The organism is Desulfobacter latus (assembly GCF_013389365.1).
GTDB lineage: Bacteria > Desulfobacterota > Desulfobacteria > Desulfobacterales > Desulfobacteraceae > Desulfobacter > Desulfobacter latus.
Genome location: NZ_JACADJ010000027.1, coordinates 12234 through 28389, shown reverse-complemented (window position 1 = coordinate 28389; position 16156 = coordinate 12234). Strand labels below are relative to the sequence as shown.

The following is a 16156-nucleotide window of genomic DNA, read 5'->3' as shown; positions in this document are numbered from 1 at the left end:
AACAACTAAGGAGAAAAAAATGAACAAGCCTGAAAAACACATCCTCGTATGCGCAAGTTTTCGCCCCAGTGGAGAACCCAAAGGCAAATGCCACAGAAAAGGGTCCGGGGATTTTTTGGCCTATATTGAAAATGAAGTGATTGACAGGGGCCTTGAAGAGGTGCTGGTCTCTTCCACCTGCTGCCTGAAACAGTGTGACGACGGCCCTGTGATGGTGATTTACCCGGATAATATCTGGTATGGCAACGTGGAGAACGAAGAGGCCATTGACACCATTTTGGATGCCATGGAAGACGGTGAGATTGCAGAGGACTACGTACTCTGATGAAAACCCATGATGTGCGGGTTTGGATGGTGGACACCACCCTTCGGGACGGGGAACAGGCCCCGGGTGTCTTTTTCAGGCCCCTGGAAAAATTGACTATTGCGAGCCGGCTTGCCGAATGCGGCGTTGACGAAATTGAAGTGGGCATTCCTGCCATGGGCGAGTTTGCATGCCGGGAAATTGAATCCATTGCCCGGTTGAACCTGCCCAGCATGCTCACCTGCTGGTGCAGGGCGGTCAAAAAAGATATCGAACTGGCCATTGGCTGCAACACCCCCGGGGTACATATCAGTTTCCCCACGTCCTCCATTCTGCTCAAGACGTTTGAGAAAAATGAGGCGTGGGTGCTGGAAACCCTGGATGACACCGTCCGATTTGCCAGACACTATTTTGACCAGGTATCCGTGGGCGCCCAGGATGCCACCCGCACAGACATGGATTTTCTTTTACGGTTCTGCCGGGAAGCCATCGGATTGGGCGTCCACCGGGTACGGCTTGCCGATACCGTGGGTATGATTACCCCGTCCGCACTCATGGACATGATCGAGACCCTGTTAATCCGTCTGCCCGGCCTGGCCCTGGAATTTCACGGCCACAACGATCTCGGCATGGCCACGGCCAATGCCGTGTCTGCCGTGGATGCCGGTGCCAAGGCCATCAGTGTAACCGTCAACGGCCTGGGGGAACGGGCAGGCAATGCCCCCCTTGAAGAAACCGCCATGGCCCTGTTCGGTATTGGTGCCAAAAAAAGTAATATGCGCCTGTCTGAACTTGCCCGGCTGTGCAATACGGTGGCCAGGTTTTCAGGGCACCAGATCCATGCGACCAAACCCATTGTGGGCTCACGAATATTTTCCCATGAATCCGGCATCCACTGCGCCGGCCTGCTGAAAGATACACGATCCTATGAATTATACGATCCCGAACAGGTGGGCAGAAGCACCCCAAGACAAATGATTTTAGGCGTTCATTCAGGCTCGGCCGCCATAAAACACGCCCTGGCCCACCGCAATATCGACATTGATGCCGATACCGCCCAAAGGTTGCTGCCCCAGGTGCGGGCAGCAGCTGCCGCAGGAAACAAGCCCGTAACCCCGAAACTACTCGAATCCATCTATTACAAGGCGTTTTGTTGATTTGCAAATGTAATAAAATTTTTTAAATGATATTTGTTTGCAAAAAAAAAGGAAAGTAACGCAAACTCTTTTCAAAAACGATTAATTCAAAGGAGAAAGCATGAAAAAAACAACACTGGAAAAGATTTTTGAATATGCCTCTATGCCGCTTCATGGCACCTTGTCGAGAAAACTGAGGAAGGATGTCCAATGCCAGATAAACGATGAAAAGGTTTATACCGCCGCGACGTTCTTTCTTGGTGACGAGTTTGTTCGCATCACGGAAACCGAAAAAAATAAAATGATCAACACCTATTACGACTGGGAAAGCATCGTCTCTGTGAGAACCATTGCAAACACAGGTGATTAGGAAAGGAGGCCACATTCGATAAAGTGGATATATTTTTTAACGAATTTTTAAAAAATATATCCACTGCTCCCTCAACATCGAGTGTGACTGAAAATCAGCAGACTAATTGCACACATAAAAGGGATTCACTGCTTTTTTTTCATATTTGATTACTTCGAATGAATATTCCCATAAATTATACTCATCAGAACTGCTTTTGTTAAAGCGAACCTTTTCATTTGTAAATTCAATTTGAAGGGGAACAGTTACTGTGTCCTGTTCAGAACAAAGACTCTCTTTAAGTTGTTTGCCGGGTATGATTAAAATCCACACCCCATGCCGGCCATGGGGTTCTTTTTGTTGCATGCCTCGACATCCCGTTGGATCATAAAGTCCATACTGTGCCCCTCGAAAACGGCTTCAGCGGCTTCTACGATTGTTCCGTCTAATTCTAAAACATCAATTTTCTTTTGACTGAGTATGCGGCGCGGACTGTCGCCGAGCCCTGTGACCATCAATGCCCTGCAATCACTGAGCAGAGCGCTCAAGTCTTCCCAGCGCTGCTTCCCACCGCCGGGCCTGGGTGTCTTTCGCGCTTCAACAAAATAGATGCCACCATTATCTTTTTGGGCATAAATTAACAGTTCTTCCGCTTTTCCGAGATGCTGATTAACCAGCCGGCCGTCAAGACTGGCAACCGCCACATAAGGCCGGTCATCGCCGTGTATTTCCGGCATCTGTGCACATTCCTGAAGTTTTTTAGTGATTTTCCGGCCATTGTCCTCACCCAGAATGCCTGCGGCATCAGCCCGGCAGCGTTGGCAATGATACATTTGAGGGATATGTTTTGCCGCCTTTTTTCGAATATCGGCCATTAGTGATTCGGACGGCTCTTCCAAGTGGCCAAAATTAGACCCCTTATTGGGATAAAAAGGGATGCAGTTGAGAACATCTACCTTTAGTTCGGCCATCTTTTCAGCGATTGCTTCAATATGGCCGTCATTGATCCCCGGTATAATGACAGTATTGACTTTAGTGATGATGTTTTTTTCTTTAATACCGCAGATTGCATCAAGTTGCTTTTCCAGCAAAACCTCAAAGCCCGGTTTGGGGGCCAGGGTTCTTTTGCCATGACGAACAAAGGCGTATAGTTGCGATCCGATTTCAGAATCAAGTGCATTTAAAGTGACAGTGACATGGCTGACATTCATCCCGGCCAGGTCATTGATGTACGGGCCGATACCCAAACCGTTGGTGGCCAGACAAAGTATCATTTCAGGGTATTTCCTTCGCACCAATCGAAGTGTTTCCATGGTTTCATCGGGATTGGCAAATGGATCACCCGGACCCGTAATCCCCACGACCGAGATGTTTTTCATTTTTTCAAGTACATAATCGAGATAGACCATTGCCTGGCTCGGTTTCAGGACCGCACTGCTTACCCCGGGCCGGGTTTCATTTACACAGTCGTGTTTTCGATGGCAATAATTACATTGAATATTGCACCGTGGTGCAACGGGAAGGTGAACTCGTCCGTAGGTACCTTTTATCTTGGCATTGAAACATGGGTGTTTGGATAGATCCATTTTTTCTCTCCTGGCTGTTAAACTGATTCTCATTGCCTAACCATATTGCCTTTAGGCCACTGTATTTGGCTTTACCTTTACAGCACCATGCAATCTGTCAATATAGTTGGTTGGTAACTCTGGATAAAAGCAATAAAAATGCCAGTGAATGTGAAAAGTGAAAACAGAAGACAAAGACTACCGAAAATACATGGGAAAAAATATATGATACTGCGTTCGGTTTGGGATGATCCGAGTTTTTTGCTGCATTGTTACGGCTCGGCGGGCGACTAATTGACAATTTTGTTGATTGTTAATGGGAGACATGTGGCTTTTATTGTCAAATTTACATGAATAGGGCCAAGAGTTGCCAAAAATCGATTCTCAGTTTATTGCCGTAATGATATATGTTCAACTACATCATAAAACAGGATTATAAAGGAAAGCTATATGCAGATAACTTACATCGGCACAATACAGAGCCATGGCTTATCTGGCCGCGGGGATGCCGGATGGCAGAATCTTGCCCGGACCATTAAAGATTGCCACACCATTCTTGTGTCCGGGGCAGGGGATACGCCTAAAAAAATCCTGGGCACCATGGGATTTACCATCCATGAGGTTAACGGCATGATTGATCTTGTATTGGTGGCCTTGAAAAAAGGGGAATCGTTGGCCCACCGCAATATCGACATTGATGCCGATACCGCCCAAAGGTTGCTGCCCCAGGTGCGGGCAGCAGCTGCCGCAGGAAACAAACCCGTCACCCCGGAACTGCTTGAATCCATTTATCGCCGGACATTGTGTGTCGGGCATTGTTCATCAGGTTCATCAGGATCTGTTCTATAAGGCCCATGAGCCTGATGCCCCCTGACTTAAAACTTTGGAAAGTACCAACTCCAGGTCTTTTTTGGTGAACGGCTTTGGTAAAACTGCGTCAAAGTCGGAATGTGATAATAACCATGGCGTACCGGATATGCCAACGACAGGTATTGTACTCTCATACGAAGATTTTGCGCATTCAAGCACCTGTTCACCGGAAATGCCCGGCATTTTTATATCGGTGATTACAAGGTCAAAACTATTGCGTTTTAATTTTTGAATTGCCTCTATACCGCTATTCGCTGTCTCAACTAGGCATCCCAACCTTTGCAACTGCATTTTAAGGGTTCGCAGTATTGCGGGCTCATCATCTATAATAAAAACCCGGTTAGATTTTTTATTCATGAAAATAATACTTTATTTTAACGGGAATCATTTGCGCGCTTATTGTTGTTTCCTCTAAATTACGAACGTACCGCCGGGTCACACCCCCCGGCGGTAAGTGCTTATTATTAAACTGTAAACCGGCTCACCAGCTTTTTGAGATTTCCGGCCAGTTCCGTTAACTTTGCGGCACTGGACGCGACCTGAAGTCCGCCGGTTTTCACTTCATCGGTAGCCTGGTTCACCTGGCTGATGTCCACGTTCACTTCAGCGACCACGGCAGATACCTGGTTGACGTTTTCATTGACTTCGTTCACTCCGGAAGCGGCCTGGCTGATGTTGCTGGTAATTTCCTGGGTGGTTGAAGATTGCTCTTCAATGGCTGTGGCCACTGTGGATACAATCTCGTTGATTTCGTCAATAATATGTACAATGGATTCAATGGCGGTCACCGATTCCTGGGTGGTACTCTGGATCCCTGCAATTCGGGTACTGATTTCATTGGTTGCTTCGGCGGTCTGCTGGGCAAGTGCCTTGATCTCTCCGGCCACTACGGCAAACCCTTTACCGGCTTCTCCGGCCCTGGCTGCTTCAATGGTGGCATTTAAAGCCAAAAGGTTGGTCTGCTCTGAAATATCAGCAATGGTCTCGGTTACTTTACTGATTTCCGACGCAGCCTTGCCAAGATCATCCACCTTGGCGGATACATGGGTTGCCGTTTCCACCGCCTGGGCCGTGGTCTGGCTTCCCTTTGCCGTATTGCCGGCTATTTCGTTGATCGTGGCCGACATCTCCTCAACCGCAGCCACGATGGTCTGGATGTTGGCTGTGGTTTGCTCTGTGGCCGCGGCCACACTGGCCATGTTGGTGGACATCTCTTCAGAAGATGCCGCCACATTGTTTGAGCGCTCTGCGGTCTGCTCAACATTGGATGCCATCTGTTCGGAAACGGCAGACAGTTCTCCGGAAGAGGCATCAAGGGTTTGCACCCCGGTCGTGATGTCTTTAATCATATCGGAAAGGTTTTGGGTCATTCGCTTCATGCCGGCGTAAACCCCCTTGTTTTTGGAATCATCGTTGTTAAATTCCATAACCAGGTTACCATTGGCAATATTATCTGCGATCTCTGCAAGTTCACGGGGATCGCTGCCCAACTGCGCCATAACCCCTTTGATTATAATGATTACGATAAACACACCCAAAACGATCGCGATTAAACTGACAATACCAATGGTTGCAACAGAGCGTTGATTGCTCGCCTGCAACCTCGGTCCGATTTCATCCTGGACTTTTTTAATATCAAGCTTTACATTCTCAATTTTAGATGAAATATCCCATCCCATTTTTGATAAAATCTCAGAAACGTTTTTATTTCGTTCAAAAATAGTTGTAACTAACTCATCAAACGTTTTTAAGTATAATTCTTCAGCCTCAATAACGGTTTTTAACAAATCCCTTCGCTTAGGGTTCTCTAATTCCTTGTCCAGGATATCCAGATTTTTCACTGTTTTCTCGAACTCTTCATGCACCCTGTCCACAGCACTCTGATCATTGGTATCAAGAAACGTTGCCATATACAGACGGGCTAAAAGCAAATGTTTCATGGCAAGGCCCGTATAATAAGACGCCGTCATATCACCGTCTTTGTTAGCAGATATCATGATCTCTGTTAATGAATTCTCCATTAATGGGCCGTTTACGTCTAAAACGTCATCAACGAGCTTATTTCTGTGGTTTCGGTATGCAACGATTTGATCAAAACCTTTCTGGTATAGATCCAAATTGCTGCTTATCTCCTTAATGACTGAGGACCATTCCGGTTTAGTAATTTGTTCCTGGGCGATGTTGTGCAGCTCTAAAAGCGTTTTCCATCGTTTGGCAAATTCATCAAGGCTTGCGTCACTTCCGGTATTGATAAAACTTATCGCACTTATTTGGGCTGACAACAGGTTCGCCTGTACTCTGCCTCCTGTGTTCGATCCGATAGCCATCCCGCGATATTCTTCAAAGCCTGAAGATGCCTCATTTAAAGCCATAAACCCCACAGCGGCAACAATCAGAAGAAGTCCCATTACAGTAGAGAAGCCACCGACCAATTTCATTTTCAATGACAAATTTTTCCAGCTCATTTTTTTCTCCATCAAATATTTATTACTGATTTTTTTATCATTTTATTTAATACGTTACCTACATCGGTATAGTCATTTGCCGTGTAACCCAGATACCTGGGCTGCATTGCCAATGCTTTTGAAACCCAATCTTTGTGATCCTCTGAAAGTAGAATAATAAACCTGATATTGAATAAACGGGTTTTGTTTTCTAATAAAGCATCAAGCTCTTCTTCAGAGGAGATCAAAAAAACAAGGATCGTCTCGCCGGAAACCTTTAATTTCAATTGTTGAAAAAGATCCTCAATCTCAAAAATCATCACTGAAACAGGTTGACCGATTTTTGATATTTGCTTTAACAATAAATTTTTTTGAGTATTTTCCGTTTGCGTATATATGATAATTTCCAATTGTTCGCCTCATCGTTTCGAGTATCATTTGGATATTACCTAATCAAAATGCGTGCCAAGTTGTAAAAATATAGAAATCTATTTGATTTCAATTAATTACATAAAGTAAACCAGAGGGGGGCTTTGAAGACAAAATGATTTCGTATTTTATAATACGAAATTCAAATTTTTTGCGACGTTTTTAGAGCTGTTTAAAAATCAGGGTTTGCTGAGCGTCTGATGTGTTTTCAATAAAGAATAGAGCCGGCTTTTACTGATACCGGCCAGTTCACATGTTTTTTCCAAATCACCCTTTGATAAGCGCATTACATGATCCAGATAAAGCTTTTCCGTTTCAACGGCAGTATACTTTTTTACCTGCTTGAGTGATTGAACCGGATTGAAAAGTTTGTCCGGCAGCTGTAAAGATAATGGATTGATTTCGCTGCCGGTTTTTTTGTGAATCTTATTATTCTCAGATTTGTTTTGAATAGATGTCTCAATGTGATGCAGCCTTATGTGCTGGGGCAGGTAATTAGGATATAAAATAGATGCGTCAGCATTGGCAAGAATTGCTTTTTCAAGGCTGGTGATCAGCTCCCGGATATTACCGGGCCAGTTGTAGCTTTCCAGCATTTTGAGAAAGTCAGGTTTGAACCCTTTGGTTTCAAAACCGTGGTGTTCACATAATTTATGGATATAGTGAAGGGTCAGCGGTTTTATATCCTCACGGCATTCCTGCAGCGCGGGCAGCTCAATATGAAAGGTTTTAATACGATATAAAAGGTCACGTCTGAAGGTATTTTGTTTCGCCATATCGTCAAGATTTCTGTTGGTTGCAGAAATAAGTCTGAAATTGCTGGCAATGACCTTTGTCCCCCCGACCTGTTTGAATTTACGTTCCTGGAGTACCCTTAAGAACTTCTTTTGAATGGCCAGGGGAAGTTCCCCGATTTCATCAAGAAAAAGGGTGCCGCCGTCTGCTTTTTTAATTAAACCATCCCTGGCGGCATCGGCACCGGTAAAAGCCCCTTTCACATTCCCGAATAGAACGGATTCAACCAGTTGTTCAGGCAGGGCAGCGCAATCCACCACAATGAGGCCGGCGTTTTTCCGGTTGCTGTTTTTATGAATCGTATTGGCAAAAAGCTCCTTTCCCGTTCCCGTGGGACCGGTTATAAGAACATTTGTATCGGTTTTTGCACATTGTGCTGCCAGGTTAAGGCAGGTTGTTATTTTGGAAGAGGTTCCGACAATATCCGATCTGTCAAAGATTGATTCAAATCGGGCTTGCAATGCTTTTTTAGATGCCCTGAATTCCAGTGCCCGTTTAATATTGAGTAGAATCTCCTGCTCGGAAAACGGCTTTAGAATATAATCCCAGGCCTCATTGTCCATGGCCGTTTTTGCCCCGGCCGCGCTTCCTTCGGCAGTAAAGATGATGACTTCCGGTGCCGAGGCAGACTGCCTGATCTCAGGCAGTATTTCAAGCCCGTTCCCGTCCGGAAGATTTATATCAAGCAGGATAAGATCAAATTTGCCCACAGGAAGCAGGGTCAAACACTCTGACAATGTTTCGGCTGCCATCAGCGTATAATGATAAGGCGTGAGGAATTCAATTAACAGCTCTCGTACGTACGGATCATCGTCAACAATCAGGACATTAGCCATTGTTTCTACCCATCCCGGTGCTATCGCCCCCAAAGCACCTTCTGATCTCTTCTGCAAGATGCCTGCGCAGCGCAGGCTTGGTCAGATAGCCCTTGATGCCCATGGCTTTTGCCTTTTTGAAATTCATTATATCACTGTGTCCCGTCATTAGAATGACCGGTATTTCAGGTGTAATTTCAAATATCTTTTTTGCAAGCTTGTCACCGCTCATACCCGGCATTGTCATATCCGTAATGATTAAATCAAACGCCTTGGGAGAACGTTGAAACAATTCAAACGCCTCAATGCTGTCTGTCATGGCAGTCACGTCATACCCTAGACTTTCAAGAATCGATTCTGTTGCATCCACCAAAAACGCCTCATCATCCACAAGAAGTATGCGTTCATTTCCTTGTGGAATATCTTTGAGTCTCGTCGTCGGGGCCTGTTTTTCCAAGGCACGGACTATGGGTAAAACGATTTGAAAGGTGGTCTGTTTTCCAGGGTCGCTGTGAACGGTAATGTCTCCTTTCAGCCCGGTAACAATGCCGTGGACTGTCGCAAGGCCAAGGCCAGTTCCTTCGCCTTTGGATTTGGTGGTGAAATAGGGTTCAAAAATTCTGTCCAGAATATCTTTGGGTATTCCGGGCCCATTATCAGTGATGGATATCCGGGCATACGGACCTGATGCCAGATGAGGCTTTACAGCGATATCTTCCCGGCTCAGTTCAACTTGTTCCAACGATACACTGAGAACACCGCCGGTGAATTTCATGGCGTGATACGCATTTGTACAGCTATTCATGATGATTTGATGAATTTGTGTTGGATTCGCCAAAACCATGCCGCAGTCATTTTGTATATTTTGTTTGATTTTGATTGTAGCCGGTATTGATGATTGCAACAGTCTGAGCGCTTCCTTTACGATGAACTGGGCCTTTAAGGGTTTAAGGTCCTGCACGTCATTGCGGCTGAATGTAAGAATCTGTGAAACCAGATCACTTGCCCGCCGGCCCGCTGTCAATATATTGTTAAGCCTTTGATGATCTTCACCTGTATCGGGAGCAGATGCCATGAGCAACTGCGTGTACCCCATAATTGCTGACAGGATATTGTTGAAGTCATGGGCAATCCCTCCGGCAAGGGTGCCAATGGATTCCATCTTCCTGGCGTGTTGAAGTTGATTTTCCAAAGCCTGCTTTTCCTTCTCAGCAGCCTTGCGTTTACTGATATCCCGGATAATGACAATCAGGTGCGCTTCCTGTTCTATTGTTGTGGTATCGCATGATATTGCGGCATCAAAAGTTGCACCGGAGGATCGCTGGCATTGAATTTCAAGCCCTTGAACACGATTGCCTTTTTGTAACTCCTTGAGGATAAATTGGGTTATTTCTTTGTCAAGCCAGGGCTTAAGTGATAGAAAACTCTTTTTTCTGCAGAATTGCCGCTCATATCCAAAGGTCTTTTCAAATGCAACATTGACATCTACGATATTGCCGTCTGATAATCGAAGCAGGACAGTCGCATCGGGACTGGAAAAAAACAATTTTGAAAACCGGGCTTCAGATGATTGCAGCTTTTCCTCTATCTGTTTATGCGAAATAATATCCCAAGCCATGTCAGCCAAAGCCGTCACATTTTCACAGTCTTCAGCAAGGTAGTTATATTCTCGATTGCCAACCCCTAAAACGGCAACGATTTGATCATTTTTCAATACCGGGACAACAAGTTCTCTTACAATGGGCGCGTGACCTTCAGGCAATCCCTTTTTATTGGGTAAAGATTCATAGTCATTGTGAATTACAGCATTTCGTGTTCTTAAACAATCTGCCCAGACACCGGCTTTTTCCTTGGGATAATGACCGGTGTTGTCCTTGGCCTTGCACATATTTTTACGCGTGTTGGTTGAACAGGCTGTCAATTTGATTAAAGAACGTTCTTCATCTATGATATGGAAAAATCCGATTTTGCTGTCCGTTATTTTCTCAGCTTCATTTAAAAAAGCCTCTGTGACCTCTTTTGAGGTGGCACCCACAGCTAGTTTAGACAACTTCACCAGGGCATCTCTTCGTTGCTCCCTGCGTTTTTGTTCCGTGACATCCCGAAACAGTTTTATCATCTGGGTTACTTCACTGTTTTCATCCAAAATCGGTGAACACGATATCTCAATTGACCGGTTTCTATTTTGACTGTCCCTGTAAGTGTGTTCAAATTTTTCAAAAGTTCTTGATTTTATAATCTCTTTCAGTGGGCAAACGACTCCTTTGCCGCTGCACGGAGCGTTTTGGGCATACAAAACCTCATAGCAGGTCATGGTAGGTTCCAGGCGTTTATGCCCGTAAGTTTCCAAGGCTACCTTGTTTGCATAAGCTATGGTATAGTCCCGGTTAATCACCATCAAGCCGTCATTGACCCCGTCGATGATTTTTTGAAGGAAATTTCTATGTTGAAGAATCTTTTCTTCAGCCTTTTTCTGCTTGGTTTCATCGGTGTATAATGCAACAATTTCTCCTGAGGGCAGCTTAATCACATAGTTTTCCCGCCATCCCTGTATTCTGTTGTCCTTGTAAATACTGACAGGGTGGCGGACAGGCGTTCCGTTTTTGTAAACCTGTTTAAATACGTCCAGCAGACCGAACTCATTAACGCCGGGGAACGCCTGGGTGAGCGGTCTGTCCACAACATCCTTCATCTTGATTTTTTCGATCTTTTCTGCGGCAGGATTAAACTCCTGGATGACAAAATCATTGCCGTTATTAATCGGTTCAAAAATAACAGCGCCGATACTTAAACTGGTAAAGATGTTTTTAAATCGGGACTTGTTTGCTTCAAGTTCTTTGGTACGATCATACACTTGATGTTCAAGCTTTTTTAAATACATTTGATTTAATAGACAATTATGAATTCGTACAAGTAACTCTGATGAAGCATAGGGCTTTGTTATAAAATCATAACATCCTGCGTCAAAAGCATTTTCTTTGTCTTGGATTTCAGGAAGCATTAAAATGATAATAACAGGGACATCACTTGTTTTTTCTGATGCTTTTAAAGAACGGCACAGTTCAATGGCAAAATCATTAGAATCTTCAACGTCTATTAAAACAAGGTCCGGATGTGCCAGGCGAACCATCTCTGGGATGTTGTCATCTTTTTTGAGATTCATGACATCAAATGTTTGGCCTGATAAGATATCCGGTAATAAGTCGCTGCTTTCATCACTTTTAACCACAATGACGATTTGTTTATACTGTTCCATGGATCTACCTGCTATTTTTCATTCAAAAAAAGAGAAAACGCCTTATCGTGCTCAAGGGTGTGCTCAAAGAACCAGCTGACCAGAAAGTTAATAATTGACTCTTCGGTTACTTTTTCTGAGCAGAAGTAGTTTATTTGGTCATTCAAGCGGCTTAACAGTTTTCGATGAAGGCGTGCGTGACCTTTATAATCAGGAAAATTTGCTTTCATCATCATATTTTCTTCACTGATAAAGTGAAATGACGCATACAAGGAAAGCTCTTCCATTAATCTGTGCTTATAATGAATACTGTTTGTCAAAAAAAGCTCACTGCCAAGTCTGTTTATCAGCAAGGCAAAATATTCATGCTGTAAATCAACTTCTTTGATACCGATTTTGTACTTAGTTTGCCATTGAATTCTTTTTATCATTGCAGGGTCTTTGCGTTGCTTTAAATATTTTAACAGTTATTATTTCAATCAATATCCATACCATTCGATGACCACGTTTTTAAATCGAATTCATTTTATACAGTCTGGCCGCAAAATCAAGAATTTCATCCACTGCAAGCCTCTCTTTAGGCTTGACAAAAAGCAATTTTTTGTCCTACACTTCACATAATTTTTTGAACAGATCCCTTGGCGAGCGAAAGTTTGGACATTCAGCTGACGGCCATTGGATGGGTACGCGTGGTTTTGTATTTATAACGTATTATTTTTTTGAGTTTCTGCCCCCTTTTTTGATGTGTGAAGTTTTTTAATCTATCTTTGTCATGTGTCAGAAGTGGCTTGTTTTAATGTTTCTCTTTATGCGGCGTCATCTGCGTTGCTATTTTTAATTATTTTAAAATAAGGAGGCCAACCATGAGTTCATTGGGCCAAGAAGAATTAAAACTGGATGCGGACGGGTACCTGATGGATCCTTCCACCTGGACCGAACAAATCGCATGTGCCCTTGCGGAGAGGGAAGGCATATCCGATGAGTGTCCCCTGAGCAAGGAACGGATGGAAATTCTTAAATTTGTCCGGGATTATTATAAGCGGTTTGAGGCCTTCCCCATCATCAGGGCGGTCTGCAAAAATGTGGGGCAGGAAAAGTCCTGCCAATATCATCAGTTTCCCGATCCTATTACGGCGTGGAAAATTGCAGGTCTGCCCCAGCCCAATCCGGAGGTTCTGGCCAAGATCAGGCATTAGGCCCCGGGTCACCGCACCTTCCCAAAACCGATAACAGGAGATCATCCAATGAGAATACTGATCGTTTACTACTCTACTTATGGGCATGTACACAAAATGGCGGAAGCGATTGCAGAAGGCGTCGGACAGGTCGTTGACGCCGAAGCCGTCCTGCGGCGCGTACCGGAAACCCTGCCTGAAGACGTCCTTGAGAAGATGGGGGCGGTCGATGCCCAACAAACACAGGCCCATATACCCGTCTGTACGGTTGACGAGCTTGCCGACGCGGATGCCGTCATCTTCGGCACGCCGACTCGTTTCGGCAATATGTGCGGGCAGATGCGCCAGTTCCTGGATGCTACCGGCGGGCTCTGGGCCCAGGGCGCCCTGGTGGGCAAAGTGGGCAGTGTGTTTACAAGCAGCGCCACGCAGCACGGCGGGCAGGAATCTACCATACTCTCGTTTCATGTCTCGCTCCTGCATCACGGTTTCGTGATCGTGGGGTTGCCCTATGCGTTTCAGGGCCAAATGCGCATCGACGAAGTAACCGGCGGTTCGCCATACGGCGCGTCGACAATCGCAGGCGGATCGGGTGAGCGAATGCCCAGCGAGAACGAGTTGGCGGCAGCGCGCTTTCAGGGCAAACATGTCGCCGAAATCGCCAAGAAGCTCATGGGATAGTGTGGGCTTCAATATGTAGAGCACTCCAATTTGTGACAATATGTGAATATCGAGGTCCGGAACATGGGATCACAGCCTGAGGTGAACGTCTATTCCAACCGCGACAAACTGTCGTCCGCCCTGGCTGCTTACGTCGCCCGCCGGGCAGCCAATGCTGCGGCCAGGCGGGGCCGGTTCTGCGTGGCCCTGTCGGGCGGCTCGCTCATGGACATCATCGGACCGCCCCTGGCAACGATGCCCTTGAGCGCCGCCATCGACTGGGCTGCCTGGCATATCTTTTGGGCCGACGAGCGATGGGTACCCAAAGACAGCCCGGATTCCAATTACCATCATGCGGACCGGCAATTGCTCACCCATGTCGGGATTCCGGTTGAACAGATTCACGCTGTTGACGATTCGTTTGATCCTGCTCAGACCGCAGGGCGTTATGAAGACGTCATGCGACATGTGCTGGAACCTGAACCCGGCCAATGGCCGAGATTGGACCTGATCCTGCTCGGTATCGGCACAGACGGCCACACCGCATCTTTGTTTCCGGACCACCCGGCGCTGCGCGAGACGCAACGCTGGGTGGTGGCGGTGATGGATGCGCCCAAGCCGCCGCCCATCCGTATCACGATGACGCTGCCTGTGATAAACAATGCCCACAGCGTTCTTTTCGTGGCGGCCGGGGACCAAAAGGCCCAAATACTATCGCGGGTATTCAAGCCAAACGGGAAGAAACCGCGACTGCCGTCACAACTGGTAAATCCATCAGGTGGTGAGTTGGGGTGGTTCCTCGACAGGGCCGCGGCCGCGGATTTGTTCTGAAGGTGCATACACCAGGCTTCATCGTCCCGATGGCAAACGCCATCAAGCACAGGAGGTACGGGAAAGGCATGAAAACCAACACACCTTTTACCATCGTCATTTTCGGCGCATCCGGTGATCTTACGGTCAGAAAGCTGATGCCGGCGCTTTACCACAACTTCCAGAAAAATCGTTTGCCCGCGGGGTTGCGCATCGTCGGATTTGCCCGGCGGGACTGGCGTGATGAAGATTTCCGGGAAGAACTGAAAAAAGGCGTCCAAGCCCACGGTGCAAGCTTCGAGGACGCGATCTGGAATGAACTGGCCCCTTCAATTCATTATTTCCGGGGGGATCTGGATGCCGCCAAAGACTATCGCGCGCTGCAGGCCCACCTCGACTGTTTGGCGCCGGGTGCCACCGGGTGCCTTTACTATCTGGCTGTTGCGCCGGATTTTATCGGGCCTGTCTGTGCCCACCTCAAGGCGGCCGGCATGGCCGCTGAAACCCATGGGTTCCGCAGGGTCATTATTGAGAAGCCCTTTGGCCGGGATCTCACGTCCGCCAGGGCGCTCAATCGTGAGGTACACGAGGCTTTCGCCGAACACCAGGTGTTCCGCATCGACCATTATCTGGGCAAGGAGACGGCCCAGAACATCATCTTTCTGCGATTCGCCAATACGTTTTTCGAGCCGGTCTGGAACCGGCGTTACGTTTCCAACGTTCAGATCACGGTGGCCGAGCAGGTGGATGTGGGACGACGGGGCGGCTACTACGACAAGGCGGGCGTGTTGCGGGACATGTTCCAGAACCATCTCATGCAGCTGCTGGCCCTGGTGAGCATGGAACCGCCGGCCTCCCTGGATGCCGACGCCATCCGCAATGAGAAGGTCAAGGTGTTGGGCACGGTCCGTCCCATCTCCATGGCCGACACGGTGCGCGGCCAATACGAGGGCTACCGGTCAGCCAAAGACGTGGCGCCGGATTCCCAAACCCCCACCTACGCCGCCGTGAAGCTTTTTATCGACAACTGGCGCTGGCAAGGGATTCCTTTTTATCTGCGCTCCGGGAAGGCCATGATTGCCAAAAGCAGTGCCATTGTCGTTGAATTTCAGCCGCCGCCGGATGTCATTTTCAATCTGCACGGCAACCAGGGATTCACCCCCAATTTTCTTTCCATCTGCATCCAGCCGGACGAAGGCATTCAACTGCGCTTTGAGACCAAGGTTCCCGATACCGTGGCCGAATCCCGTTCGGTCAACATGAGCCATTCCTATCACGAGGCGTTTCCGGGCATCGTACTTCCGGACGCCTATGAACGGCTTCTTCTGGACGCTCTGAAAGGGGACGCCGCCCTGTTTGCCCGCAATGACGACATTGAGAATGCCTGGCACCTGATGGACCCGATTATCCAAGGGTGGGACGCGTCGTCCCGGGTCTCGCCCCTTGAGATCTATCCCAGGGGCAGCTGGGGGCCCAAAGCCGCTGATGCGCTGCTGGCCAAGGGCGGGCATGCCTGGCGAATGGGCTGTTGTGGACTGCCGTGCAACTAGGAGATGAACGTGCCGGTAT

General features: G+C 47.1%; 15 protein-coding genes. 8 read left to right on the top strand and 7 right to left on the bottom strand.

The window, feature by feature from the left end; genetic code table 11:
* Nucleotides 1-19 precede the first annotated feature (19 nt).
* The 3 genes from HXW94_RS09485 to HXW94_RS09475 all read left to right on the top strand — a co-directional run bounded on the left by HXW94_RS09485 (nucleotide 20) and on the right by HXW94_RS09475 (nucleotide 1810).
* Entirely contained in the window at nucleotides 20-325 is a 306-nt protein-coding gene (locus HXW94_RS09485) for a (2Fe-2S) ferredoxin domain-containing protein (RefSeq protein WP_178366660.1), read from the top strand.
* Complete coding sequence (locus tag HXW94_RS09480) at nucleotides 325-1461, top strand: homocitrate synthase/isopropylmalate synthase family protein (RefSeq protein WP_178366659.1); 1137 nt, start codon at nucleotides 325-327, stop codon at nucleotides 1459-1461. Before HXW94_RS09485 ends, HXW94_RS09480 begins: the two co-directional genes overlap by 1 nt.
* A 100-nt stretch (nucleotides 1462-1561) precedes the next feature.
* The gene (locus tag HXW94_RS09475) at nucleotides 1562-1810 is read left to right on the top strand and encodes a hypothetical protein (RefSeq protein ID WP_178366658.1); all 249 of its coding nucleotides are present in this window, start codon (nucleotides 1562-1564) and stop codon (nucleotides 1808-1810) included.
* 299 nt (nucleotides 1811-2109) lie between these two features.
* Here HXW94_RS09475 and HXW94_RS09470 read toward each other — a convergent pair whose 3' ends face one another.
* Complete coding sequence (locus HXW94_RS09470) at nucleotides 2110-3375, bottom strand: radical SAM protein (protein WP_178366657.1); 1266 nt, start codon at nucleotides 3373-3375, stop codon at nucleotides 2110-2112.
* A gap of 429 nt (nucleotides 3376-3804) precedes the next feature.
* Between HXW94_RS09470 and HXW94_RS19505 the strand changes: the two genes are divergently transcribed.
* Nucleotides 3805-4203 carry a NifB/NifX family molybdenum-iron cluster-binding protein gene (locus HXW94_RS19505; protein ID WP_246293816.1) on the top strand — a complete coding sequence of 133 codons (399 nt, stop codon included), beginning with the start codon at nucleotides 3805-3807 and terminating at the stop codon, nucleotides 4201-4203.
* On the opposite strand, the gene HXW94_RS09460 is transcribed toward HXW94_RS19505, so the two are convergent.
* The 6 genes from HXW94_RS09460 to HXW94_RS09435 all read right to left on the bottom strand — a co-directional run bounded on the left by HXW94_RS09460 (nucleotide 4198) and on the right by HXW94_RS09435 (nucleotide 12373).
* Entirely contained in the window at nucleotides 4198-4581 is a 384-nt protein-coding gene (locus HXW94_RS09460) for a response regulator (RefSeq protein ID WP_178366656.1), read from the bottom strand. The genes HXW94_RS19505 and HXW94_RS09460 overlap by 6 nt on opposite strands.
* Nucleotides 4582-4688: 107 nt before the next feature.
* Nucleotides 4689-6689, bottom strand: a complete 2001-nt coding sequence (locus HXW94_RS09455) for a HAMP domain-containing methyl-accepting chemotaxis protein (RefSeq protein WP_246293815.1) — start codon at nucleotides 6687-6689, stop codon at nucleotides 4689-4691.
* 11 nt (nucleotides 6690-6700) lie between these two features.
* Nucleotides 6701-7078, bottom strand: coding sequence for a hypothetical protein (locus HXW94_RS09450; protein WP_178366655.1), 378 nt, complete (start codon nucleotides 7076-7078; stop codon nucleotides 6701-6703).
* A 198-nt stretch (nucleotides 7079-7276) separates the two neighbouring features.
* Nucleotides 7277-8728, bottom strand: coding sequence for a sigma-54-dependent transcriptional regulator (locus HXW94_RS09445; RefSeq protein WP_178366654.1), 1452 nt, complete (start codon nucleotides 8726-8728; stop codon nucleotides 7277-7279).
* Nucleotides 8721-11963 carry a response regulator gene (locus HXW94_RS09440; RefSeq protein WP_178366653.1) on the bottom strand — a complete coding sequence of 1081 codons (3243 nt, stop codon included), beginning with the start codon at nucleotides 11961-11963 and terminating at the stop codon, nucleotides 8721-8723. Before HXW94_RS09440 ends, HXW94_RS09445 begins: the two co-directional genes overlap by 8 nt.
* A gap of 11 nt (nucleotides 11964-11974) precedes the next feature.
* Nucleotides 11975-12373 carry a bacteriohemerythrin gene (locus HXW94_RS09435; RefSeq protein WP_178366652.1) on the bottom strand — a complete coding sequence of 133 codons (399 nt, stop codon included), beginning with the start codon at nucleotides 12371-12373 and terminating at the stop codon, nucleotides 11975-11977.
* Nucleotides 12374-12805: 432 nt separating this feature from the next.
* Here HXW94_RS09435 and HXW94_RS09430 point away from each other — a divergent pair, with 432 nt between their 5' ends.
* From HXW94_RS09430 to zwf, 4 genes are all read left to right on the top strand, one after another.
* Complete coding sequence (locus HXW94_RS09430; protein WP_178366651.1) at nucleotides 12806-13138, top strand: TusE/DsrC/DsvC family sulfur relay protein; 333 nt, start codon at nucleotides 12806-12808, stop codon at nucleotides 13136-13138.
* Nucleotides 13139-13186: 48 nt separating this feature from the next.
* Nucleotides 13187-13798: an NAD(P)H:quinone oxidoreductase gene (wrbA, locus tag HXW94_RS09425; protein WP_178366650.1), complete on the top strand. Its 612-nt coding sequence runs from the start codon at nucleotides 13187-13189 to the stop codon at nucleotides 13796-13798.
* A gap of 63 nt (nucleotides 13799-13861) precedes the next feature.
* Complete coding sequence (gene pgl, locus HXW94_RS09420) at nucleotides 13862-14608, top strand: 6-phosphogluconolactonase (protein WP_218576647.1); 747 nt, start codon at nucleotides 13862-13864, stop codon at nucleotides 14606-14608.
* Between the two features lie 68 nt (nucleotides 14609-14676).
* Complete coding sequence (gene zwf, locus HXW94_RS09415) at nucleotides 14677-16137, top strand: glucose-6-phosphate dehydrogenase (protein ID WP_218576646.1); 1461 nt, start codon at nucleotides 14677-14679, stop codon at nucleotides 16135-16137.
* Nucleotides 16138-16156 lie beyond the last annotated feature (19 nt).